Source organism: Kitasatospora sp. NPDC048715 (assembly GCF_043198905.1).
Lineage (GTDB): Bacteria > Actinomycetota > Actinomycetes > Streptomycetales > Streptomycetaceae > Kitasatospora > Kitasatospora lactacystinica.
This window is the reverse complement of the sequence record NZ_JBICVH010000001.1, coordinates 185993-208673: the sequence shown is the minus strand read 5'-3', so window position 1 is coordinate 208673 and position 22681 is coordinate 185993. Positions and strand designations below refer to the sequence as shown.

At 67.7% G+C, this 22681-nt stretch carries 20 protein-coding genes, 1 tRNA gene and 2 pseudogenes; 8 read left to right on the top strand and 15 right to left on the bottom strand.

The window, feature by feature from the left end:
- Positions 1 to 307: 307 nt before the first annotated feature.
- The 4 genes from ACGFSC_RS01010 to ACGFSC_RS00995 all read left to right on the top strand — a co-directional run bounded on the left by ACGFSC_RS01010 (position 308) and on the right by ACGFSC_RS00995 (position 3908).
- Positions 308 to 1441, top strand: coding sequence for a hypothetical protein (locus ACGFSC_RS01010; RefSeq protein WP_359897760.1), 1134 nt, complete (start codon positions 308 to 310; stop codon positions 1439 to 1441).
- A 209-nt stretch (positions 1442 to 1650) separates the two neighbouring features.
- The gene (locus ACGFSC_RS01005) at positions 1651 to 2379 is read left to right on the top strand and encodes a hypothetical protein (protein ID WP_359897759.1); all 729 of its coding nucleotides are present in this window, start codon (positions 1651 to 1653) and stop codon (positions 2377 to 2379) included.
- 221 nt (positions 2380 to 2600) lie between these two features.
- The gene (locus ACGFSC_RS01000) at positions 2601 to 3236 is read left to right on the top strand and encodes a hypothetical protein (protein ID WP_359897758.1); all 636 of its coding nucleotides are present in this window, start codon (positions 2601 to 2603) and stop codon (positions 3234 to 3236) included.
- Positions 3237 to 3290: 54 nt separating this feature from the next.
- Positions 3291 to 3908: a hypothetical protein gene (locus ACGFSC_RS00995; RefSeq protein WP_359897757.1), complete on the top strand. Its 618-nt coding sequence runs from the start codon at positions 3291 to 3293 to the stop codon at positions 3906 to 3908.
- Between the two features lie 337 nt (positions 3909 to 4245).
- Here the strand turns inward: ACGFSC_RS00995 and ACGFSC_RS00990 are convergent, their stop codons facing one another.
- On the bottom strand, positions 4246 to 5217 hold the full coding sequence (locus ACGFSC_RS00990) for a hypothetical protein (protein WP_359897755.1): 972 nt from the start codon (positions 5215 to 5217) through the stop codon (positions 4246 to 4248).
- Between the two features lie 789 nt (positions 5218 to 6006).
- Between ACGFSC_RS00990 and ACGFSC_RS00985 the strand changes: the two genes are divergently transcribed.
- Entirely contained in the window at positions 6007 to 6435 is a 429-nt protein-coding gene (locus tag ACGFSC_RS00985; RefSeq protein ID WP_359897754.1) for a hypothetical protein, read from the top strand.
- 406 nt (positions 6436 to 6841) lie between these two features.
- Here the strand turns inward: ACGFSC_RS00985 and ACGFSC_RS00980 are convergent, their stop codons facing one another.
- From ACGFSC_RS00980 to ACGFSC_RS00940, 9 genes and pseudogenes are all read right to left on the bottom strand, one after another.
- On the bottom strand, positions 6842 to 7315 hold the full coding sequence (locus ACGFSC_RS00980) for an NUDIX hydrolase (protein ID WP_359897753.1): 474 nt from the start codon (positions 7313 to 7315) through the stop codon (positions 6842 to 6844).
- 189 nt (positions 7316 to 7504) lie between these two features.
- Positions 7505 to 8653, bottom strand: coding sequence for a hypothetical protein (locus tag ACGFSC_RS00975; protein WP_359897752.1), 1149 nt, complete (start codon positions 8651 to 8653; stop codon positions 7505 to 7507).
- A 1-nt stretch (position 8654) separates the two neighbouring features.
- A complete protein-coding gene (locus ACGFSC_RS00970) occupies positions 8655 to 9155 on the bottom strand; it encodes a DUF4365 domain-containing protein (RefSeq protein WP_359897751.1) in 501 nt (166 codons plus the stop codon).
- Between the two features lie 531 nt (positions 9156 to 9686).
- On the bottom strand, positions 9687 to 10184 hold the full coding sequence (locus ACGFSC_RS00965) for an IS5 family transposase (RefSeq protein ID WP_392862074.1): 498 nt from the start codon (positions 10182 to 10184) through the stop codon (positions 9687 to 9689).
- An 81-nt stretch (positions 10185 to 10265) separates the two neighbouring features.
- Positions 10266 to 10730 (bottom strand): hypothetical protein, encoded by a 465-nt coding sequence (locus ACGFSC_RS00960; protein ID WP_359897750.1) that lies wholly within the window; start codon positions 10728 to 10730, stop codon positions 10266 to 10268.
- A gap of 315 nt (positions 10731 to 11045) precedes the next feature.
- Positions 11046 to 11300, bottom strand: coding sequence for a hypothetical protein (locus tag ACGFSC_RS00955; RefSeq protein WP_359897749.1), 255 nt, complete (start codon positions 11298 to 11300; stop codon positions 11046 to 11048).
- 55 nt (positions 11301 to 11355) lie between these two features.
- Entirely contained in the window at positions 11356 to 12111 is a 756-nt protein-coding gene (locus ACGFSC_RS00950; protein WP_359897748.1) for a hypothetical protein, read from the bottom strand.
- A 158-nt stretch (positions 12112 to 12269) separates the two neighbouring features.
- Positions 12270 to 12437, bottom strand: a pseudogene (locus tag ACGFSC_RS00945) (transposase); the annotation flags it as partial.
- 532 nt (positions 12438 to 12969) lie between these two features.
- Complete coding sequence (locus ACGFSC_RS00940) at positions 12970 to 13629, bottom strand: winged helix-turn-helix domain-containing protein (protein WP_359897811.1); 660 nt, start codon at positions 13627 to 13629, stop codon at positions 12970 to 12972.
- 551 nt (positions 13630 to 14180) lie between these two features.
- On the opposite strand from ACGFSC_RS00940, the gene ACGFSC_RS00935 reads away from it, so the two are divergent.
- Positions 14181 to 14924: a hypothetical protein gene (locus ACGFSC_RS00935; RefSeq protein ID WP_359897747.1), complete on the top strand. Its 744-nt coding sequence runs from the start codon at positions 14181 to 14183 to the stop codon at positions 14922 to 14924.
- Between the two features lie 328 nt (positions 14925 to 15252).
- Here the strand turns inward: ACGFSC_RS00935 and ACGFSC_RS00930 are convergent.
- Positions 15253 to 15326: transfer RNA gene (locus ACGFSC_RS00930), tRNA-Gly, on the bottom strand.
- A 276-nt stretch (positions 15327 to 15602) separates the two neighbouring features.
- Between ACGFSC_RS00930 and ACGFSC_RS00925 the strand changes: the two genes are divergently transcribed.
- Positions 15603 to 15824 carry a hypothetical protein gene (locus tag ACGFSC_RS00925; protein WP_380351225.1) on the top strand — a complete coding sequence of 74 codons (222 nt, stop codon included), beginning with the start codon at positions 15603 to 15605 and terminating at the stop codon, positions 15822 to 15824.
- A gap of 71 nt (positions 15825 to 15895) precedes the next feature.
- Positions 15896 to 16471: a dCTP deaminase gene (gene dcd, locus ACGFSC_RS00920; protein WP_359897745.1), complete on the top strand. Its 576-nt coding sequence runs from the start codon at positions 15896 to 15898 to the stop codon at positions 16469 to 16471.
- An 85-nt stretch (positions 16472 to 16556) separates the two neighbouring features.
- On the opposite strand, the gene ACGFSC_RS00915 is transcribed toward dcd, so the two are convergent.
- From ACGFSC_RS00915 to ACGFSC_RS00900, 4 genes and pseudogenes are all read right to left on the bottom strand, one after another.
- The gene (locus ACGFSC_RS00915) at positions 16557 to 17447 is read right to left on the bottom strand and encodes a metal-dependent hydrolase (RefSeq protein WP_359897744.1); all 891 of its coding nucleotides are present in this window, start codon (positions 17445 to 17447) and stop codon (positions 16557 to 16559) included.
- 200 nt (positions 17448 to 17647) lie between these two features.
- Positions 17648 to 18676 carry a YIP1 family protein gene (locus ACGFSC_RS00910; protein ID WP_359897743.1) on the bottom strand — a complete coding sequence of 343 codons (1029 nt, stop codon included), beginning with the start codon at positions 18674 to 18676 and terminating at the stop codon, positions 17648 to 17650.
- Positions 18677 to 18934: 258 nt separating this feature from the next.
- Positions 18935 to 19999 (bottom strand): annotated as a pseudogene (locus ACGFSC_RS00905) (sugar phosphate nucleotidyltransferase); the annotation flags it as partial.
- A 340-nt stretch (positions 20000 to 20339) separates the two neighbouring features.
- Positions 20340 to 22565 (bottom strand): heterodisulfide reductase-related iron-sulfur binding cluster, encoded by a 2226-nt coding sequence (locus tag ACGFSC_RS00900; protein WP_359897742.1) that lies wholly within the window; start codon positions 22563 to 22565, stop codon positions 20340 to 20342.
- Between the last annotated feature and the right edge of the window lie 116 nt (positions 22566 to 22681).

The window sequence follows — 22681 nt, the reverse complement described above, 5'->3', positions numbered from 1 at the left end:
AGGCCACCAGCCGCGGCCCGCTGTCTCCCAGGACCGCGTCCCCACCTCATTGGCCTTCCCCGCGCTGGCTGCGCCCAGGAAGGCCGTCATCATCGACAACGACAGCGGACCACCCCCGGGCCCTTCGTGGGACAAGGCTCACCGCTGCCCCAGCCTGTTGCGTCCGGCCCAACGGTAGCCTGCCGAGCAAACAGTCGAAGGAACTCGAACCGCCGCCACAACAGAGAGGATCCCGGTTCCGAGACGCGGCCGGAACCCCGCCAGATACTCGTCTGACGGTGTCAGGCCTATCTGCAAAGCTCGGCCCATGACGGCATACATCGCCCTCGGACTGGCCTTCTACTGCGTGAGCATCTACCTGGCTTTCGCCCTGGTCTCCTTGATCTCCGTGTGGGTCGGAGGTCCGCGTGTGCCCGGCAACTGGCTATGCCGTCTACGTCCCCTCGACTCCTTTCTCCGGTCCATCGCTCGTAAGCGCGCACAAAACGCCCACCGCCATCTGGAGAACAGCGGGGTGAGTGCCGATGAGCTCCCCGATGCCGCCTCGTTGGAGCGAACCATCGCCGACCGATCGCGATCCTTGGCCGGCATGGGCGTGATCTGGGCTCCCCCGCTCGTCGCTTCGTTCGCCATGTGGCTGGGTCTTTCCATGGGCGACCCGGACCACCACATCTTCAAGAGCACTGCACCTCTACTTCCTTGGGGTCTGCTCGTCCTCTCTCTGTGCCTCGCCGAAACGGACCGAAGAGCAGTCACACGTTCGGTCCCGCGGGAATGGACCGTGCATGCGGCCCTGGCCGCGCTGGAGGCAATTGCCGAGGACAGCCCCGAGCGCCGGGGCCGGACGAAGGACGGCGCCGTGTCCAAGACTGTGGGTGAGCTCTGTTCAACCTTGGAACGCCAAGCACGCTTCGTACCGAAGGATGCTGATCACGTCCTGCGACAACGCGTCCGGGGCCGCGCCTACCTGATCGTCCGCAATGTCCAAGCAGCCAAGATCCGACTGCTGTCCGAAGACGCTGCGTCCCGGACTGACTTGGCCAGGATCCTGGCGTCCGTCCTCCGGCATGCGACCCGGTCGGCCAACACGATCGGCGCCACAGTGAAGCTCGCTGACGATGACGTCCTGATCGACGATCCTGAATGGCACCGAGACTCACGCCCCGCCTCCACGGTGGCTGGCGTGATCGGCAACCTGGCCTTGGTCGCCGCACTCGTCGCCGCGGGCGTAACCATCAACCTCATCGGTTTGCCGGATGTGGTGGCGACTCCCATCGTCTCGGTGATCACGGCGGCAGGCGTCCTCGCCCTGAGGAGACTACGTATCCCGACAACGGCTGAAGACACCTCGACGGGCAACCAAACTGACCAGCCCGGCATCCCAGCAGAACACGCCGAGGTTCAACGACAGGATGTTCCTCCAACGCGGATCGAGCAGTGACCTGTCTGCACTGCCCCTGGCGCGGGCGAACGGGCAGATTAGTCCGGATCCGGCGATGCCGTAACTTCGCCTGCTGGACGCGGCTCACAGCCCGAGCAGCGTACCTATCCGAAGACGCGCGTCAGCACGGTTTCCCAATCTAGATCCAACCGCTCGACGGCCGATGCGAGAGTCACGAATGCGTCGAGTCCCGCTACCTACGGAGCGATATGCCGGACAATGCCCCCCTCGTCAGCTTCCCTGCGCAACCCTCAGTGCCTCCTCGTTCGACATCGAGTCCGGAAGCCGCACTGTCGGGCGCTCAGCCGTCCACCGAGATGCTCGGCTGCATCATCAATCACTCGGACCCGGCCAGCTATGTGGTTCCGTGCAACCAGTTCGACCACCACGGGCCGGAGCACACGATCTACGATCCTTCCGGAAATCCGGTCTTCACCGTCCGCCGCACCTGGCTGGCAGAGGAAGGCTGCGAACCGATCATCGAAGGCTGGGGCTACGGTGCCAGCCTGGAGATGAACCGGGACGAGGCTCACGGCTTCGCCGCACAGCTGCGCAACCAGGCCTCCCGGATCGACGAAGAGGCCGAACACCTCGCTGCTGTCGGCGCCCCGCAAGTCATCAACGGCTGCAGTACTCATCCGTGGTGTGTGAAGGGCGCCGTACCCCACCCGGACTGCGAGGGTACCGAGATCACCCTTGAGACCGTCGACTCCCTCAACCCCGGCCGAGGCAGGCCCTATCTCAGCGCTCGCCTGGCGACCTTCGATGGCGAACCGACCTGTGGGATGCTCCTCGACAACTGGACTGATCTCAACGCCACTGACCTCCGCCGGGTGATCGACGACGTCGAGGCATACCTCCCGCGGCTCAGGATCCTCGCCGCGCAGCTCGCGGAGGCCGAAGTCAGGAGCGCGGCTGCTCAGGGAATCTCAGCTTGAGGATTTGGCCACCCAAATCAATGACCACAAGCGCCGCCTGACGGAACAACTGCCGGGCACCGTGACCACATGGGTCGAACTTGCTGGTCTCTGGCTCACCCTGCGGCCTCTAGGCCCGCCGGTTCCGGCCGACAGCGGCCACCTCTGACTGTCAGAGGTGGCCGCTAACGTGATCGGTCAGGTCGCATCTCGGCGATCTGCTTGCGGGAGAGGACTCGACCATGGCGAACAGCCTCGTGCGGGCGGCCTGGGTGCCGGACGACGATCCCGAGCGGGATTGGGAACTGGCTGCGGACCTTGCTGTGGCGTGGGTCCGGCGGGAGTGCGCCGAGCAGGACGCCTCCGGTGTGCTTGTGGTCAACGCCTTCGGCGTGGAGCAGCAGATTCCCTCGTTGCGCACCTTCGCAGCCGAGCACACCGTCACTACGCCGCGCGCCGCGCGGAGCCGTGTGGGCAGTGGCATCGGGCCCGTCCTGGCCTACGTTCCGGACGAGAAGACTCTCAACTTCGCCGCCGGACTTGCTCGCGGGTCGTCGCTCGCCATCGTGGAGAGTATCGGCGGCTTTCCGCTCCGCGGCTGGGCCAGTCAGCTGGGTGCGGTTGATCTGACCAGGCCCGATGAGCAGCCAGCAGGACTCCGTCCCGAGGTGGCGAAGGCCATCGAGCAACTGAACTTCTACAAGAACAACGGCTTCGGCGACCAGTTCGGCAAGGAGCAGGCCCGCCGCATCCTGCAGACCCTGCAGAGCGCGGGGGCGCTGGAACGAGACGTCGTCCTGGGTACGCTGGCAGCCCGGGGTGCCTCCGACCGGGCCGTGCGCAACCTCGGCAAGCTGATCGACGGGCTCACCCACTGAGCGCTCGAAGAAGAGCATGGCAGCTCACCCGACAGGCGAGTATCGTCCCGCGCCATGGACGAGACGTTCTGGACTGCGGTCAGCGCGATAGCGGCCCTCTTGGCTGTCGGTCTGACCGTGTGGGCGACGCGGCAGGCGGCGGCCGCCGCCTCGGCGTCTGCGGCGACAGCTCAGGAGATGGCGCAGATTGAACGGGATCGCTGGCATCGGGACCTCACGCCCGAACTGCGGTTCACCTTGGACGGTTCCACAGGCTCCCCCAGGGCGCTGCGGGTCGAGTTGGTGGGGCCGGTCGGTCTCGACCGTCTTGACCGGATCACCTTGTCCGTGCGGGACGAGGCCGGCATTGACCACGCGGCGCTCGCTGCAGATCCTGATCGCCGGCCCCAGGAGCTGGCCCGGATGATCTGGGGGCCCTACCGTTTCCGGCCGGATGTCGACAGCGTCCTGGAACCGGGCCGGGAAGCCGTGCTCGTTGATCTGGAGCGCGGTGAGCAGCTGATCCGCCTCATGGAGTACACGCCAGCTCCGAGCTGGTTCGAGGGCGACCCGTTCGGCTGGCACACCCGCAACGCAACTCAGCCTGTGCGTCTGCGAGCGGAGTGCCACCGCGACGGTCACCGGCCATGGACCGTGGTGACCGAGCTTCCCTCCCAGGCGAGTGGCGGGTGACCACGACGGTCACCTGATCCTCGCCTGCTGGCGATCCTCCTGACTCGACGCGTCCCGACATCTGCACCCAGGTGGCTCCTTACCAAACACCAACGACCGCAGGTCATGGGCTGTCATCGCCCCCGGTTCCGCTGCCCCCAAGGGAACCAGCCCGCTAGTGCCCTCAACACCGCAGGAATGTCCTTCCGGTCAGCGCGGCAGACCGCAATCAGGCCGATGGCGAGCGAGATCACTGCCACCGCCGTGAGCATCAGGATGGCAAGCGCACCCCACCTTGTGCCCACGGACAGTCCCCGTAGTACGTCGGCGCTCGCGGCGAAGTCGTACGACCGTCGCATCAGTGCCTCCGATCGGCACGGGTGCGGCGGGCCAAGACGGCAGCCACCGCCAGTGCGGACCGCCGCTCGTCCTCGGGCAGCCAGTACAGCGGCAGGCCCTCGTCGTCCCACGCGGCGGCCGTCAGCCCGTGGAGACATGCCAGCGCTGCGGTCTGTACATATTCCTGCGGGTTGCCGTCAGGCCGCTCCCACCGCTGACCATGAAAGGCATCGCCCAGCATCGTCAGCGCCATCGCGACCGTTGCCTCGGGCATGCCGCTCCAGCTGGACCTGGCCGGGCGAGTGGCCTTCGCCCGAGCACTGAAGTACCAAACAGAACTGGGGTTTTCGTACGGCAGGCCCAACACGCCGGCTAGCTGTGCCCTGTCATCCTCGCCGGGCAACTCCGTCCGAGACCGTTGCTGGAACAAGTGCTGATAGCGCCCCAACGTTTCCTGGTCCATGACGTTCGCGTGGAGCGCGGCAATCGTGCCGATGAGTCGACCCAGTTCGTCCATGGCTTCGGACAACGCGAACAGGCATCGTGCGGGCCACTTCCGGTCCGGCTCACCGCTACAGTGACGAAGCAGCACATAGAGTCTGAGCACCACCCGTGTCACAGATCCCTGCACACGCAGGTGGAGCCACTCAGGCATTAGCCTCAGGTCGCGCTCCGCACCCCGTTCCCCTGCCAAGGGAACCGCCACTGCCGTACGAAGGCACTCCTGATCGGCCCGAAGCATGCGCTGGATGACCGCGCGGTCTTCCCCGTCACGCTCCAGCTGCGCGGCGATCAGGCCAGCCAGGTGCCCGACTGCGTCCATCGCGTCACTGGCCCTGTACATGCACATCCTGGCCCACCCGTGCCCAGCTCGATCGGGGGCGCAGTAGCGCAGAACTTCCTGTAGGTAACCGACGATCTCGGCAACCTCATCTGGAATGGCCGGTCGCAGATGCGGCGACATCACCTTGCCGAAGACGTTCCGAGCCATCGCGCAACCTTCTCGCATGCACGCACCCGTGCCTCGGTGCATGCGTGCGAAGAGCACGACAGGCCGAGGAGATTGCGATGACTGAACTTCCGGCTGTTGAGCGTGTCCGGGCACGGGCCGGAACACACAACCGTGGCCGTCGCCTCGGCCATACCAGGAGAGTACCCGACAGCCTGACATGGTGTCATCGACACTTGGAAACACACGCCCGAGTTCGGCCGCGCCGCTGCGGCCTGTCGTGCCTAACTGTTTCCCTCATGTAGCTGAGGCCGTGGCCAGCCCCCCGGACCACACCGTGGTCCGGGGCCCGAACTCGAGCAGGCATCCAGATCAAGCGATCGGATTATCGCGACGTGCGGTTGCAGGACTCAGCTCGGCCAGCTGGCGAGCTCGGCGACGCTCTTCATTCCCACGCTCGACGTCAAGCAACTGATTCCACGGGTGGACGGTGCCGCGAGTCACCAGTGGCGTACGAAGTTCAATCGACACCGAGTCCAACCGAAGAAGACTGACGTCGAATTCGTGGCTCGGCGGCGTAAACAAGGCCCCAGGGATGCTCAACGGCCCTGACGTCAACAGGCTGCCAATCTGCTCACAGGACCGACCCACGTCCCATCGAAGGCACTGAACGGTGTTGCTCCGCCTCGGCCTGACCAAGGCTGCGCCATGCCGGAGCGTGTACCACCACAGATGGGACCGGGCCATCAAGGCACTACGCAAGGACGTAGATGGGCTCGGAGCCCAGTGATCACTTGCTGCTTCTTCGGCCGCAGTGAGTGACGAATTCGCATGAACGGGATCGCGCCCGTCATCGGCCTCACTCTTGATCCGAGACTCCAGCTCCCCCTGAAAGCAGTACCGCATCAACCGAGCCGAAGTCGAGTGGCTGGTGTCCTGCAGGTCAAGCCGCCCACCAGTCGGGATATGACAGAGGTGGATAGTGTCGGAGCTGAACCCGTCAACGCGCAGCCCAGCAATTCCCGAGTGTTCATACGAACCATCATCGAACACTCGAGTATGAGGCAGAAGGTAACTGGCAATTCGGTCTGCGGTGTTGGTCCGAATAAGCAGACGATCAGGCTGCGGCGCCACCCAGCTGAAGTAGCAGATCAACTGCCGGAACGTTCGACCGATCATGCGGTCCCACGGGTGATCTTCGTCCGAGCTGAAGAAACAGTCGAACAGGAGCGCCTGAAATTGCTGCTGTCCTCCACCTGAGGCGTCCAGGGAGATCTTGCCTTCAGTGCAGCAGCGGCGGAGCACCTGCTTCGGAAGATTCAGGAACCTTCGGCACGCCTCAAAGGCAGCCCTGTCGTGAGTGTGTGGCATTGCTATCTCATCCGCGACTACAACCCGGATTGCGGCCGCATTTGAGAACAGTGCAGCGCAGGGCAAATTCAATCATTGAAACTGGAGGTCAGGCATCTCACCTTTGGGGCTTTAACGCACACTCGTCCGGGCAAGCGGCTCGCCACTGGCCCACCTCCGGGCCTTTGGACGGACACTAGCACGCCCAGGCCCTCGCATCCGCGCGTTACCCGGTATGTCGCCATTCGGCCCTGCGGCAGAGGTGGTGGCTGCCGGTTCGTGAAGTACGAGGTGTGCCACGGAGTCGAATCTCGGCCTACGAGCGGGTCGCCCCGTGCTCCAAGTAAACCGTCTCGGGCTTCGCCTTGGCGGCACAAGCGGCGTGGACGCGGCGGGCGAGGCGCGGGATGAGGAGTTCGTCGAGCTGGTCGGTGGCGTGGAAGGCGTACTTGCCGATCTCCACCTGGTCGACGGTGATGTTGTCGAGCTCGTCGGCGGGGAGGACGCCACCGTCGAAGACGAAGAGGAGCTTGTCGCCCTCGGCGGGGTGGGGTGCCCAGTCGGCGACGAGAAGGCGGCCGATCGGCGGGGTGATGCCGAGCCCTTCCTTGACCTCGCGGGCCGCGCCCTCGCTCGGGGTCTCGCCGGCGTGCAGATAGCCGCCGGGGATCTCCCAGCCGGGCTTGTAGGTCGGCTTCACGAGGAGGACGCGGTCGTCCTCGTCGAAGAAGAGCACGCCGGCGGCGGTACGGGGCTGGGCCACGACCTCGTGGGACCGGGAATCGCTCATGGCGACGACTGTAGCCGCCCAGCCGCGTCACGCGACGATCTGGAGCCACTGCGCGACGCCCGCCAGCAAGTAACCGGGTTTGCCACGCTGTTGGTGGACCCAACTGGTCACCAGATGTCGGAGGATGAAGTGGTATCCAACTTGCTCGGGGGCCAGCTCCTCGGCGTTCAGTGAGAGGGCGAGAGCCTCTCACCGCCCTGTGGGCCCACTCAGTGGCAGCGAAGGATCCGGGCCGAAGTGGCTGACCTCCATGGTGGCGTGGCCTCCAGGTGGGCTGGTCAGCACGCCTTGAACCTGTACCGGAACTCCTTCGTCGTGGCAGCGGACGGCAACGTGGTAGACATCCGGGGGGAGCGTCATCCACACAACCCGGATCCGTCGCTGAAGCAGAGTCCGCACCCCCACGCGGCCGTCGTCGTCATCAGGCTGACGGCTCAAGTTCGTGACAACCCCGTAGATCAGGTGCTGTCGGGTCGAAGTGCGTGTCTTGAGCTGAGTGGAGACCTTGTCGAGGATCTCGATCGTGTCCTCGTTGAAGGTCACCTGCGGTGGGGCGCCTGGCGGAGGAGCGGCGACCCGGGACCAGTTGAAGGAGACGTCGAGAGCGTTGACCGAGTCGGCATTGACGACCTTGGCCAAAGCCTGGCACAGCTCGTAGGAGACGCCCTCGCCGACGCTGTCGGTGATCTCGCTCGGGGTTGGCTCGCGCTCGGCGCTGGCCATCTCCTCAAGAACACCGAGGGCCCGCGACATGGTCGCAGTCACTCGCCGGTCGAAGAGGACCTCTTCGACTCCGGCGTCGATGTCGTTCTGGCCGGGCGTGTAGACCTCAAGCGGTGACCGGGCCTGGCTGATGATCGGCACGATGTACGACCCGCGCCGGGTCTGGCCGATCCGGACTTCGCGTGCCTGCTCCCGTGCCCGGGACGGGAAATTGCGGAAGTGGCCCTGCCGGCGGAGGGTGGCGGCTGCCGAGGCCACCCTGAGGCGCTTCGCAGAGACGAACAGTTCGTAGCCCGCTTCGAGCGGGATCGACCCATCACTCAACGACGGGTGCGAGGCCCGAAGATCGGTGACGTCGTGGTACACGGTGGTGATCGCGTCGTGGACCGTACGGGTCTCCTGGGCCTCCACTCGCGCGAGGTCGTTCAGCAAGATGTGCACGCGCTTGGTGAAGTCCGGGGCGGTCTGCTTGAGCGGCACGAGGACAACCTCGTCCGCGAAGCCCGGCAGGCTCCACAGCTCGGCCAGCTCACCGCCGTCGACGGGTGCCCACCCGTTGACCTTCAGGTAGCTTCGGATCTCGTTGGGGCCGAAGGCAAGTGTGCTGTCCACCATCTCAGTTCAGCCTCCGCAAGCCGCCCAGGGTCATGCGCCGCGCCGCATCGAACATGGTTGCCATGGCCTTCGCGGTCAGCTCCTGCTGACGCGGGATCCTGATGGTGGTGGACCTTCCACCCGCGGCGCTCATACCCTGAAGAGAAGCCCAGTACCCGTGGCAGGCCAGGACGATGGATTCCTGCTGGTGGGTGACCCAACGGCCGATATCCGGCGGAACGATCAACAACGCGAGATGCCCCGGAGCGGACCGTTCAGGATGACGGAGCTTGTCGTACGTCGCGATGTCGAGGTCGAAGCTGTATCCGTCTCGCGTGACCCGCGGGCTCTGTGTGCACTTGAGCTGGATGTCGATCATCAGCCCCCGCGAGCGGAGAGTCACGTCGACGCCGTCCTTATCGACATTCCACTCGCCGATCGTGTAACCGCCCTGGGTGGCCAGTGCGTGCACGTACGCGCGACTGACCTGCTCCTTCTGCCAACTCGTCGCCTCGACCGGCACGTTCGCTCCCCCCCACCCGAACATGGCGTGGTCGCGAGAATAGGCGCTCCCCCTCAGTTGAGGAAGAGTGCCTACCTCTGACGACACGGAGACTGTCCGGTCTATACGGGCGGATTCGCTCAGGTACCGATGGACCCGTCCAGCCTGGTCGTCATGCTGCTGCTGACTGCCAGCCGTAGCGCGAGAAGGCGGGACCGCCAGCGCGGTAGGCGCCGAGTGCTTGTGTTTCTTGTACCGCTCTTCGTCGAAGCCCGGTGGCCGTCCGCCTCGTAAGCCCTTGCGCAGGCGGGCGGCCCGGCTGTCGGTCTTCTCCGGGATAGTGTGCAGGATGGCCCCGTCTGCGCAGGTAGGCGCGGCACGGGCCGTTGCTTTAGGCCTTGTCGGCGGCCACGCTGTCGGGCTTCTTGCGGGGCCTGCCTGGACCGGTCCGCGGGACACGGATCTTCTCCAACACGGGCTCGAACCGCGTGCAGTCCGCCCGCTGCCCCGGCGTGACGATCAAGGACAGCAGACGGCAGCGGCCGTCCGCGCTCAGGTGAACCTTCGTGGTGAACCCGCCCCGCGAGCGGCCCAGACCTTCGCCTCCAGCACCACCTCCACCAGGCGGGCGACGAGGCTCTGCCACGGCGTCTCGTCCTGGTGTTCCCCGGCGCCAGCCCCCTTTGAGCTGGCGAGGGCCGGCGGCGGATCGGTGCGGGCACCGGCCGCGTGCTGGTGAGCCCGCACGATCGTCGAGTCGACCGAGACGTCCCAGTCGATGTCGCCGACCGCCTCCGCTTCGGCCTGCACCTGCTGGAGTAGCCGCTCCCAGGTCCCGTCGGCCGACCACAGCCGATGCCACTCGTAGACCGTCTTCCACGGCCCGAACCGCTCCGGCAGATCACGCCAGTGCACACCAGTCCACACCCGGTGAAGGATCCCGTCGACCACCTGCCGGTGATCCCGCCACCGGCCACAACGTCTGTTGCTGACCGGCAGGAACGGCTCCAACCGTTCCCACTCGGCATCGGTCAGATCTCCCCGCCCCATGCCCGAACCAACGAGCAAAGCAGGCGATAGTCACATGATCGGGCGGACAAGTCCTAAGCGGCGGTACGGACGATCGCCTTCCTATCTCCGCTTGTCGCGTTGGTGCTGGAGATCATCCAGAAGCTTTTCGAGATTCAAGGATGACCAGGAAGCGCTTGCGTTCCACTGGTCCCACTTGGTGGGAAAGTAGGGCGCCACGTTGATGAGCTTCCGCTTGAGGTCCTCCAGAGATTTTGCGAACTCCCCGGCTGTCTCTGCCGCATAGCGCTCCGGGTCCTTTCCGGGCGGGACAACGTACCTGCCGAGGACGGTGGGCGCGTGCTGGATCGCGTAAGCCACTGCCTTGATCGCTTCGTCGAACGCAGAGCGTCTGGCCTGCTCCTCCTGCAGCGCCAATTCGGTAGCGATCTGTGCCGCCTGTTCCCTTTTGTCCTGTTTAGCGAAACTGCGGCGGCGCCGTTCGTGCCCAGCCACCACTAGATAGGACGTCAGTGCGGAGACGGGCGCGGTAGCGAGAACAGCAAGGACTATGTCCTCCAGTGCCACGGTCACTCCTTTGTGATGCGCGCGCTATACGCGCCGGAAAGAGACTGCATCACCAGCGGACCAGCAATCAAATCCCGCTTTGGGCAAGGAATGTGGCAGAGAGGGATAGCTAGCCATCGACACTGATCTACTACGCCGGGCAGGACGCCGACCTGACCTGCACCGTGCCAGCCGATGGCGGCCAGCCCACCACCGGCGCACCCTGCACCACCGCCACCACCGCCGCGGCTCGGCCCACCGGCAGCACCGCCGCTACCGGTAGCCGCATGGCGAAGGGTCCGGCGCCCGAGGACGCCGGACCCTGACAGCACCCGGTCAGCGCGTGCTATGCCGACCACGGCGACGGGCCCGCCGCCTGCGCGCCGCATCCTTCTGGGGCGGATGGGTACTGCCGCCCGGCCGGCGGGTCCCCGTCGACTGGCGACCCCGGACGGCAGGGGCCTGTCCGTTCTCACCGCCCTTACGCTGCTGCCGGTGGCGGACCACCGCCTCAGCACCCTTGATGATCAGGTTCGCGATCAGGCTTGCCGCGAACTTCTCGATCGACCACGGAAACTGGTCGTCGTGCATGACAACTCCCGTTGCTCAGAGACACATTGAGCGGGAGGGCGTCTACCCAGAGGATCTAGGCAGCCAGGCAGAAACCGCTCTGGCGGCATGCGCTCGCACTCCCTGGCGCGCTGCCGACTGCGGCGGCATGCCCCGGGGCTCTGGGCACGAGAGCGATTCTCAATCGCGTGATACCGCACGCGATCGACAGCCGGTCCATCGGCGGCCAATCCGGCGGGAATACCGCGGACTCCTGTGGCAGGACAGGCGGGCACCACAGGGAGGATGACAGCAGTTCGGCAGAGATGGCGAGAGCAAACCGGCGTGAGACCCGCGCGCCCGAAATCTCACCATCGCCCATCTCCGGCACCGGGACAGGGGATCCGGGCGGCCTCAGGCCGCGTTCCACCACATCGCGAAGCGGGCTAAGTCGCTCGTTCACCGCCGGACGCCGGTCGAGGAAAGACCGCAGCTTCCGCAGAGACTCGGAATCGGCGCCTACGCCGCGCCAACTGCCCACCGCGATCGGTCGGCCAAGGTTCCGCCAGCCGTCCCACCCACGGGCGAGATCCCAGAGACCCTGGTAGGCCGCCGTTTTGCCCCCTCCGGTCGGGACGTACTGCACGACCTGTTCGGCATAGGTGTCGACGTAGTACTCAAGATCGGGAGGCAGTGTCATGCCTTCTGGGACTGGCTTCCAGAGCGGACCAGGAGTTGTGATGCGAGCCGTCTTCCAGAGCCTTTCGCGCCGGATTTTCCGCAACGGCGGGCGCAGGTTGGAGTAGCCGGGCGCGGCAATCCGCGGCACCTCGATTACGACCGGACTGGACACAGTCTCAGGATACGTCCTTGTAGGACCGGTGATGCACCGTTGGCCATCAACCTCGGTAACCCGCCGTCGTCTTGGCGCTCCAGCTGTTCATCGAAGGTGGCTGTGGTCCGATCATGCTCATCTACCTTGCAGGTCAGGACGTGGGAGTCACGACACGGTCCGAACCGATCGGGCAGGTCACACCAGTGCCCACCGGTCCGCACCCGGTGCAGAATCCCGTCGATCACCTGCCGGTGGTCCCGCCACCGGCCACAACGCCTCTTGCTGACCGGCAGGAACGGCCGCAGCCGTTCCCACTCCGCATCCGTGAGATCTCCCCGCCCCATGTCCGGTTCAACGACCAAGGCAGGCGACAGTCACATGATCGGCCGGACGGCTCCTAGCGTCTGCGCCAACCGCTGCCCAGAACGGGCGCGATTCAGCCAAGTGGCCTCCCAGCGTGTGCCACATCAGGCCGGGATGCTCAACACGTAGCGCAGCCAGACCGGCAGCAGCCAGCCCACAACGCCGCTACTGGGGAGGCGTATCGGGTTGCTCAACCCAGCCGAGTCCGCAGCTACGGCAGACCTGGTAGTCGACCCCGAATGCGTACACCCCGTCCAAGTAGGCAGTGCGCTCACGCCAACCGGGCCTCGCAGTCGAAGCTTCATCCCGCCATGACGTATCCAACTTCGGGCTGGCAGACGGGCCGAGACTCCGTCGACCAAGCCATCGCAGCACCCCACACCGCTCCCGCTCCGACGAACGCCAAACCTCGTGAGCACGCTGCGCGAGGAGTCGCGCAGCGTGCCGATCGTCCGTGATGGCCATGCCTCTCATCGTGCACGAGGCATGCCGCAAGAGCAGCGCGCGGACTGGTCAGGCTTCGAGATCACCGGCGAGATGACCATTGACGGCCTCGTGTGCCTCCCGGAACGGCTCAACGAACGTTGGTCCAATCTCAGACTCCATCTCCACCAACCGAAAGCGCACCATGCGGGAGAATGGTGCCTTGAATCTCCATCCGCTCTGTTGCTGCAGGAACATGACCCGTTGCCAGGCTCTGGCCCAACGATCAGATTCGGGCGGAACAACTCCGCACGCCGCCACGAATCGGGCGAGTACGAGCGCCGAAGGGAAGCGTTGCCCCAACAGGACCTCATTGATTGTTGTTGGAGCCAGCGCACGGTTCGGCGACCTCCGCTTCAGCTCGGCGAGAGAGGGCTGGTCAGCCTGGATACGAAGGACTCGCATCCCCCGAACCAATTCGGAAGGCGTCGAGATCAGGTCCGGGTCGCAGCCGAGGATCCCCTCATTGGGCTGCCGCAGGTGTGCACGCCGGCGTCTTGCCATACGGCCCGTGAGATCTCGAGCTTCCTCAGTGCTCCCGTCGCACCTTATGGCCACTGCGTACACGAAATCATGCAACCGCCGTGAACCTTGACCCGACATCGCTCTCGACACCGTCGACTCCGACGTGCCTAGGAATTGAGCTATCTCACGATTCGTCAACCCAGCGCGGTCGCGAAGCCCACGCATCCACCGTGCCGCATCGATCTGCGGGTCAGAACCAATCGGCAACGGCTTCTCGGGACGAGCCACTGCGCGGCTTACCTTGACTCGGTCCGACGAAGCCGAGCAGAACCGGCTTGTGTAGCCACCAGGCTTACCGCCACGAGGAGGGACTCAACGTCCCTCGCTGGCGTGCCGCGCAGAACAAGGACCACAACCAACACCAGGTCCGGTACAAGTCGACCGCTTCCTGCACGGCCGCCAGCTACGCACCCCCACCGCCTGGGCCCACGATCAGCCACAGTACCCACAAGACCCTCCTTGGCTCTGACAGCGGGTATCAAGTCGCAGTCGCGACACCGCTGTTGTGTGTGAAGCATGCAGCGGCGTGGACCTCCAACGCGAGCTCGTCGGGCGGTTTTTGCAGCGAGTTACGTGCACCAATACTGCAAAAACCAGATCCCCCACAGGGTCTCCCATCTGCGAAGATCCTGACTGTTCTTGCAGTTCCGTACGAGTTCTTCCGCAGACACCGCCCCTCACCGCACAGTGTCGGAACCAGGTGGCAGCATGCACCTGTGCTGATCCCTGGACACGAGAACGATCCGCTTGCCGCCGGCGAGGACCTGCTCCACCTGCCCGGCTTCTGGGCTGCCTATCTGCTCTGGCTCGCCGAGGGCGATGACTTCGAGCCCGAGCCCGCCCTGTTCGGGGTCGATGGCGCGGACGCCGATGCAGCCTACGAGCGGCTCTCCAACCCGGCGGCCTGGCCCGTCATCCGGCTGCCGATGCAACAGGGCCACAACATCCTGATCGTCCACCGCAACTTCACGGAGGACGAGGGGATCGACTACTACCTGGCCCACCCCGACTGGGCCCGGCCACGCTCAATCGCCAGCATCGAGGGCCACTTCGCCGGCCCCGGCCTCGCATGGTGCGAACTGGAGCACGTCGCCCTGCACCCCGGCGACGGACCGGGGATCACCGATCCGCACGCCCGACTGCTCCTGCTGCTGCCCGTCCTCGGTGACACTGACCTGCCAGCCGATGCCACCGCGGCCGTCGCCGACGCCCTCGCCGCTATCGGAACTCCGTCCGAGGCCACGGCCGCCCTCGCCGAGACCCTGCTCGACCACCCCTTCTGGGACGGCGAGACCTGGTACCTCGAAGGTGCCGGCTCGCCCCTCAGCGGTGCCGGCGCCGCCAGCCACACCAGCCGCATTCTGCTCTGCGGCGGCACCTACAGCCCCCGTGCCATCCGATTCGGTCTCTCGCCCGACCAGGACGCCCGCCTCGCCGATGCCCTCGGCACCACCGACTGACGACGGCCCCGGCAGTCCCACTGGACACACGAGTTGTCGAGCACCGACAAGTGGGCGTGGCCGCTCGCCATGCTCAACGAGCGGTCCCCCTCTGCGATGACCAGCAGCCCACCCCTCAGACCGCATGACACAGGCCACAGAAAATGGATCTCACCATTCGAGAAGGTCACCGTCCGTCCGTCCGTCCGCCCAGGAGACACGATTCACGAACTGGAATCCGCCGCTCAGGCATCGCATCGGCGTCCTTCTGGCACGGATCTGGCACGGCGGGGGCGAATTGGTCTAGACAATGCGAAAGCCCCAGGTCGTTGACCTGGGGCTTTACCGCTGGAGCGGGCGACGAGAATCGAACTCGCGCTCTAAGCTTGGGAAGCTCATGTTCTACCATTAAACTACGCCCGCCTGATGAGCCGTCAGAGACCGCTCGATCCAGTGTCACTGTACCCCATCTGCGACGGTGGTTGCACAGGGGGTCGGTGAACGTGGCGGAGCACGGTGGGGCGGGTGCGGAGGCGTACTGTTTGGGCCGCGTGCGAGTGCCCCGGTGAGTGGGGGCCGGGGCGGCGAGCCATGGTGAGGAATGTCCGGAACATCCCTTCGTGTGACGCTGTCCCGGGGCTCGGCCGCCGGGGCACGTGAGTACGGGTGAGTACTGGGTTAGGGATGGGAAGGGGATCGATGGAGCAGCGCGCCGTCGTTCGTTGTGCCGAGGGGCACCTGTTCAGCACCACCACGTTCCCGATGCAGAACCTCGGTCCGGGCCGGATCGGCCCCGGGCGGTTGATCCGATGTCCGCAGTGCGGACGGCTGCGGAGTTCGGTACTGGCCGACGTGCGGGAGCTGTCGGAGCCGCAACTGGCGCGGGCGATGCGGCTGGAGGCCGCGGAGTTCCTGGCCTGAGGGCCGGCGGAAGGGCGGACGGGCCCCGGGCGGATTCGTCCGGGGCCCTTTCTTGCACGTAACCTCGAAGCGTGCTGCTCTCTGACAAGGACATCCGGACCGAAATCGACCGGGGCCGGGTCGTCGTCGACCCGTTCGACCCGTCGATGATCCAACCGTCGAGTATCGACGTGCGCCTCGACCGCTTCTTCCGCGTGTTCGAGAACCACAAGTACCCGCACATCGACCCCTCGGAGGAGCAGCCGGACCTGACCCGGCTGGTCGAGCCGGAGGGCGACGAGGCGTTCATCCTGCACCCCGGCGAGTTCGTGCTGGCCTCGACGTACGAGGTCATCACGCTGCCCGACGACGTCGCGTCCCGGCTGGAGGGCAAGTCGAGCCTGGGCCGGCTGGGCCTGCTCACCCACTCCACGGCCGGCTTCATCGACCCCGGCTTCAGCGGCCACGTGACACTGGAGCTGTCGAACGTCGCGACGCTGCCGATCAAGCTGTACCCGGGCATGAAGATCGGGCAGCTGTGCCTGTTCCGGCTCTCCTCGCCCTCGGAGCACCCGTACGGCTCGGAGCGCTACGGCTCGCGCTACCAGGGCCAGCGCGGCCCGACGCCGTCGCGCTCGTACCTGAACTTCCACCACACCGAGGTCTGAGCCGAAGGGCTCCGCAGAGCGCACGCACGACGGGCGGCCACCCCCTTCCGAGGTCGGAAGGAGGGGTGGCCGCCCGCGGCGTTCCTCAGGCCCGCTTCGGGCTGGTGACGGCGACCAGCTCGGTGCCGTCCTCGGACAGCCGCAGCTCGGTGCGCAGCTCGGCCAGCTCGCCGAGGTGGTGCAGGTGGGTGCCGCCGCAGAAGATCTGCGCGCCGCCCTCGGGCAGCTCGCAGTGCCACTGGCGGCGGGCGGTCAGCTCGGGGCCGGGCACCTCGATGCGGACCGGGGCGTCCGCGGCGACCCAGGCGGCCAGCCGGGCGTTGACGGCCTCGGTGAGGGCCGGCAGGGCGTCGGCGAGGGCCGGGAACTCCTCGGTGGCGTCCACCGTGAAGCCCTTCTTCTTCAGCGACTTGCCGAGCCGGTAGGTGTCGGTGCTGGCCGCGGTGTCCATCACCGAGCTCGCCATGGCGAGGCTGTCGAAGTCCGGGTGGCCGAAGGCGTCCGAGCGGCCCGGGTCCTTGCGCCAGCGCGGGGCGAGCGCGGCGTTCAGGGCGAGGGCGAGCAGGTGGCAGCCGCTGTGCGAGGCGCTGAGGGCGCCCCGGCGGTCGGCGTCGACGGCGAGCGCGGCGGTGCGGCCGACGATGTCGCCGGGGTCGCCGTCGAGGACGTGCAGGACCAGCCAGGACCACTCCTCGTCACCGCGCCGGACCGGGATGTCGGCGCCGACCAGCAGTTCCCCGCCGTCCGGGCCGACGGCGCCGGTCAGGCAGTCGACGACGGCCAGCCCGGTGCCGTCCACGGTCAGGGTGCCGAGGTCGGCCGGCTGGTCCGGCCAGGTGTGGTCGAGCGGGTGGAACGGGGTCGCCTCGGTGACGACGGCGTACCGGCCGTCGGCCAGCGGGTGCACCGCGAGCACCGGGGACTCGCCGGTCACCGCCCCGGCCGGGAAGCTGACGTGGGTGGTGGGGAGGGTCATTCCTGGCTCCGGTGAAGGTGGGACGACGAGGGTGGGCGGGCCCGGCGCTCGGCCGCGACCCGCCCCCATTCTGCCTTCCGCCCGCCGAAGGGTTCCGCCCCCCGAAGGGTTCCGCCCACCGAAGCCCGTCGGAGCCCGTTGGAGCCCGCTGAAGCCCGCCGGAGCCGGCCGCCCGCCGAACCCCTCGGCCCGCCGGGCGCTCAGCCCAGCGTCGGCAGCTTGATCAGCACCAGCAGCGCGACCAGCTGTACCGCCGAGGCGGCCGCGGCCTTGCCCCAGGGCAGGTCGTGCAGCCGCCGGACCATGCTGGTCAGCAGGTACGCGCAGAGCATCCAGGTGGCCCAGCCGACGACCTGGACGACGGCGCTGCCGGAGGGCAGCACCAGGTCGAGCAGCAGCCGGGGCGCGTCGGTGAGCCAGCCGATCAGCGCGGCCAGGCCGACGGTCGCCTTCCACGGGCCGTCGCCGCCGAGCTGGCGGGCCAGCGCGTAGGTGACTCCGCCGAAGAGCGCCCCGGTCACGGTGAAGCCGATGGCGGCGGCGAGGATGCCGGTCAGCGCCACGGTGAAGGTCGAGTTGACGATGTCGTCGTGGGTCAGCCCGATGCCGAGCACCGCGAGCGCGCCGTACAGCAGCGAGACGGTGAGGGCGGGCAGCCAGACCTGGTGGTCGCGGGTGCGGTCGAAGATCGCGGTCGGGGCGCGGAACAGGCCGGTGAACAGCTCGCGCCAGTGCGGCCGGGGCCCGGCGACGTGCGGGGCGGACTGGCCGCCGGCCCGGTAGACGGCGACGTTGTCCTGGCCGTACGGCTGCTGGTCGTAGCCCTGGTCGGGGCCGTAGCCCTGGTCGGGGCCGTACCCGGGCTCCGGACCGTACCCGTGGTCGGGGCCGTAGCCCTGGTCCGGGCCGTAGCCCTGCGCGGGCCCGTACGGCGGCTGCTGCGCGTACGGGCCGCCGTCCGCGTACGGGTCGCCGGTCGGGAAGGCCCGGGTGCTGCCGGGCCGGTCCGCCGCGTACGGGTCGTACCCGTCCCCCGCCGGGTGCCCCGGAGCGCCGGGCGGGCCGGCCGGCCCGCCGGGACCGCCGGGCGTCGCCGCGTGCGGGGCCGTGAAGTACTCCGGCCCGTCCGTCCCCCCGTGCCCCCCGGGCACCGACGGCGGCGGAGGGGCCGACCACCCGCCGTGCGGACGGTCGGCGCCCTGACCGCTGTCGTATCGATTACCAGCCACGGTCCGAAGGTACCCGCCCGGCCCGGCCCGCGTCGGCCCCGGACGGAGCCGGGGCCGGTTTGCAGCGAGGCTGAGACGAACGGGGCCGAAAACCCGCCGGAACGACCCCCGGGAGCCCAACAGCCCGGCACCCCGGAGCCCGGCGGCCCGGGAGCCCGGCAGCCCCCGGAGTCGCTACCGCTGCGCGCCGACCGACGGCCCGTGCACCGCCGCGGCCGCGCTGGTGCCGGCCGGGCAGCCGCCCGGCCCGGCCGTGGTGCGGACGGCGCCGACCGGCAGCAGGGTGCCGCAGGCGATCCGGATGCCGTTGGGCAGCTCGTTGTCCGACTCCACGATCGCGCCGTCGCCGATCACCGCGCCGTCCAGCGCCGAGCGGTCGCCGACGGTGGCGAAGGCGCCCACGATCGAGTCCTTGACCAGGGTGTCCGGGCCGATCACCGCGCCCGGCAGGATCACGCTGCCCTCGACGATCGCGCCGGCCTCGACCACCGCGTCCTCGGAGACCACGGTGCCGCCGCTGAGCACCGCGCCCGGGTGGACGGTGGCGCCGGGCAGCAGCAGGGCGTCGCCGGTCGGGCCGGGGACGGCCGGGGAGTCGACCTTGCCGAGCACCAGGTCGGCCGAGCCGCGGACGAAGGCCGCCGGGGTGCCCAGGTCCAGCCAGTACGAGGTGTCGACGACGCCGCGCAGCAGTGCGCCGGTGGCCAGCAGCTCGGGGAAGGTCTCGCGCTCGACGGACACCTCGCGGCCGGCCGGGATGCGGTCGATCACGGACCGGGTGAAGACGTAGCAGCCGGCGTTGATCTGGTCGGTGACGATCTGCTCGGGGGTCTCCGGCTTCTCCAGGAACTCCAGCACCCGCCCGTCCTCGTCGGTCGGGACGAGGCCGAAGGCGCGCGGGTCCTCGACCCGGGTCAGGTGCAGGGTGACGTCGGCCCCGGCGGCCACGTGGCCGTCGCGCAGGGCGGCGATGTCGACACCGGAGAGGATGTCGCCGTTGAAGACCAGGACCGGTTCGTCCGGGCCGCAGGTCAGCCCGGACGCGGCGTTGCGGATGGCCCCGCCGGTGCCCAGCGGCTCGCGCTCGGTCAGGTAGACCAGCTCGATGCCGTACGGGGTGCCGTCCTGGAAGTGGTCCTCGAACACCTCGGCCAGGTACGACGTGGCCAGCACGACGCGGGTGACGCCGGCGGCGGCCGCGCGGGCCAACTGGTGCGCGATGAACGGGACGCCTGCCACCGGCAGCATCGGCTTGGGGGTGTGGGTGGTCAGCGGACGCAATCGCGTGCCCTTACCACCGACCAGCATGATCGCCTCGGTCATGGTCTGCGCTGTTCCCCTTGTGTCTCTGCGGCCCGGCCCGGCGGGCCGACACCTCGTCGTCGGTCTGGACCCGGCCGTCCGGCCGGCGCGGGTCGCCACCCGTCCGGGGCTTCCGTCCGGAACGGGTCGACCGGCACGAAGCCGGTCCGGGCCTACTGTATTTGCTTCCGACCGAATGCCCGTCCGGCGCCTGTGCGATTGCCGTCACTCCCCGTACGCCCGCCGTACCGGCGCGCGCCGTCGGGCCGCCCAAAAGCCCGGCCCGGCGGGCGCGTTCGGGGCGTCCACCGGGCCGGGCGGTTGTAGCAGAACTGTCGAACAGCGGGCTCCGCGACGGGCGTTACGCGTCCACCGTCGCGGGCTGCTCCTCGCTCCCGGCCGGCGGGAGGGCCTTGACCGAGTCGAGCAGCAGCTGGGCCACGTCGACCACCTTCAGGTGCTCCTTGGCCGCACCCTCGTTCTTCTTGCCGTTGACCGAGTCGGAGAGCATCACCAGGCAGAACGGGCAGGCGGTGGAGACGATGTCGGGGTTGAGCGACAGCGCCTCGTCCACGCGCTCGGTGTTGATCCGCTTGCCGATGCGCTCCTCCATCCACATCCGGGCACCGCCGGCGCCGCAGCAGAAGCCGCGCTCCTTGTGCCGGTGCATCTCCTGCTGGCGCAGACCGGGGACCTTGTCCATGATCTCGCGCGGCGGGCTGTAGACCTTGTTGTGGCGGCCCAGGTAGCAGGGGTCGTGGTAGGTGATCAGGCCCTCGACCGGGTTGACCGGGATCAGCTTGCCCTCGTCGATGAGGTGCTGGAGCAGCTGGGTGTGGTGGATGACCTCGAAGTGGCCGCCGAGCTGCGGGTACTCGTTGGCGATGGTGTTGAAGCAGTGCGGGCAGGTGGCGACGATCCGCTTGACCGGGGCGTCCTCCAGGGCCGCGTTCAGCGTCTCCACGTTCTGCGCGCCGAGCATCTGGAACAGGAACTCGTTGCCCAGGCGGCGGGCGGAGTCACCGGTGCAGGACTCCTCCTTGCCGAGGATCGCGAACTTCACGCCCGCGGTGTGCAGCAGCTCCGCGAAGGCCTTGGTGGTCTTCTTGGCGCGGTCCTCCAGGGCGCCGGCGCAGCCGACCCAGTAGAGGTACTCGACCTCGGCGGGGTCGATGTCCTCACCGATCACCGGCACCTCGATGCCGGTCTCCTTCTTGAGCTCCTTGACCCAGTCCAGGCGGGCCTTGGTGGCCATGCCCCACGGGTTGCCCTTGTTCTCCAGGTTCTTGAGCATCGTCCCGGCCTCGGTCGGGAACGAGGACTCGATCATCACCTGGTAGCGGCGCATGTCGACGATGTGGTCGATGTGCTCGATGTCCACCGGGCACTGCTCGACGCAGGCGCCGCAGGTGGTGCAGGACCACAGCACGTCCGGGTCGATGACGCCGTTCTCCTCGGCGGTGCCGATCAGCGGGCGCGCGGCCTCGGCCAGGGCGGCCGCCGGGACGTCCTCGAGCTGCTCGGAGGTGGCCTTCTCCTCGCCCTCCATGTCCTTGCCGCCGCCGGCCAGCAGGTACGGCGCCTTGCCGTAGGCGTGCTCGCGCAGGCTCATGATCAGCAGCTTCGGCGAGAGCGGCTTGCCGGTGTTCCAGGCCGGGCACTGCGACTGGCAGCGGCCGCACTCGGTGCAGGTGGAGAAGTCGAGGATGCCCTTCCAGGAGAAGTGCTCGACCTGGGAGACGCCGAAGACGGCGTCCTCGGCCGGGTCCTCGAAGTCGATCGGCTGACCGTCGCTGGTCATCGGACGGAGGGCGCCGAGCGCGGTGCCGCCGTCCTCCTCGCGCTTGAAGTAGATGTTGAAGAAGCCGAGGAAGCGGTGCCAGGCCACGCCCATCGAGGGGTTGAGGCCGATGGTGGTCGCCCACGCGAACGAGATGCAGATCTTCAGCATCGCGAACAGGTAGATCAGGTTCTCCAGCGTGCCGTGCGACAGGCCGCTCAGCGCGGAGACCAGCGGGTACGAGACCAGGTGCTCCGGCCCGTACGAGTCGACGCCGTTGAGGGCGCCCTCCAGGCCGCGCAGCATCAGGATGCACAGGCCGATGCCGAGGATCGTGTACTCGACGTAGAAGGCCTGCCAGGCGATCGAGCCGGCGAACCGGGACTTGCGGCCCGACCGGGACGGCAGGCTCATCAGCCGGATCACGATCAGGACCAGGATGCCCAGGGTGGTCAGGGTGCCGACCAGCTCGACGAAGAGCTGCCAGATCGTCCAGTGGCCGATGATCGGCAGCGCGAAGTCGGCGTCGAAGAGCTGGCCGAAGGCGTTGACGATGGTCAGCACCAGGCTGAAGAAGCCCACCGCGACGAACCAGTGGGCGATCCCGACGATCCCCCAGCGGTTCATCCTGGTGTGGCCGACGAACTCGGTCGCGACGGTCTTCACCCGCTGGGCGGGCTGCCCGAAGCGGGTGGAGTCCGGCGCGCCGGTGCGGACCACCTTGTAGATGTACAACGCCGCACGGGCGGCGAGCGCGGTGCCGATCACGAATGTGACCAGCGAGATGACGATCGCTGCTAGCTGCATCGGCTCTCCGTCTCCTGCGGCTTCGCGGTTGAGCAGGCTCTGCGGTTCCACGTTCTTCGGGAACCGAGTGTACTGGTCGGTAACTTGCCGGGCCGACGGCCCGGACATTACCGGTG

Excerpts from the sequence above, each read along its gene's own strand:
- ACGFSC_RS01010 (WP_359897760.1), top strand. The coding sequence starts at position 308 with ATGACGGCATACATCGCCCTCGGACTGGCCTTCTACTGCGTGAGCATC.
- ACGFSC_RS01005 (WP_359897759.1), top strand. The coding sequence starts at position 1,651 with ATGCCGGACAATGCCCCCCTCGTCAGCTTCCCTGCGCAACCCTCAGTG.
- ACGFSC_RS01000 (WP_359897758.1), top strand. The coding sequence starts at position 2,601 with ATGGCGAACAGCCTCGTGCGGGCGGCCTGGGTGCCGGACGACGATCCC.
- ACGFSC_RS00995 (WP_359897757.1), top strand. The coding sequence starts at position 3,291 with ATGGACGAGACGTTCTGGACTGCGGTCAGCGCGATAGCGGCCCTCTTG.
- ACGFSC_RS00990 (WP_359897755.1), bottom strand. The coding sequence starts at position 5,217 with ATGGCTCGGAACGTCTTCGGCAAGGTGATGTCGCCGCATCTGCGACCG.
- ACGFSC_RS00985 (WP_359897754.1), top strand. The coding sequence starts at position 6,007 with ATGAACGGGATCGCGCCCGTCATCGGCCTCACTCTTGATCCGAGACTC.
- ACGFSC_RS00980 (WP_359897753.1), bottom strand. The coding sequence starts at position 7,315 with ATGAGCGATTCCCGGTCCCACGAGGTCGTGGCCCAGCCCCGTACCGCC.
- ACGFSC_RS00975 (WP_359897752.1), bottom strand. The coding sequence starts at position 8,653 with ATGGTGGACAGCACACTTGCCTTCGGCCCCAACGAGATCCGAAGCTAC.
- ACGFSC_RS00965 (WP_392862074.1), bottom strand. The coding sequence starts at position 10,184 with ATGGGGCGGGGAGATCTGACCGATGCCGAGTGGGAACGGTTGGAGCCG.
- ACGFSC_RS00955 (WP_359897749.1), bottom strand. The coding sequence starts at position 11,300 with ATGCACGACGACCAGTTTCCGTGGTCGATCGAGAAGTTCGCGGCAAGC.
- ACGFSC_RS00940 (WP_359897811.1), bottom strand. The coding sequence starts at position 13,629 with ATGCGTGGGCTTCGCGACCGCGCTGGGTTGACGAATCGTGAGATAGCT.
- ACGFSC_RS00925 (WP_380351225.1), top strand. The coding sequence starts at position 15,603 with ATGGAGCAGCGCGCCGTCGTTCGTTGTGCCGAGGGGCACCTGTTCAGC.
- ACGFSC_RS00915 (WP_359897744.1), bottom strand. The coding sequence starts at position 17,447 with ATGACCCTCCCCACCACCCACGTCAGCTTCCCGGCCGGGGCGGTGACC.
- ACGFSC_RS00900 (WP_359897742.1), bottom strand. The coding sequence starts at position 22,565 with ATGCAGCTAGCAGCGATCGTCATCTCGCTGGTCACATTCGTGATCGGC.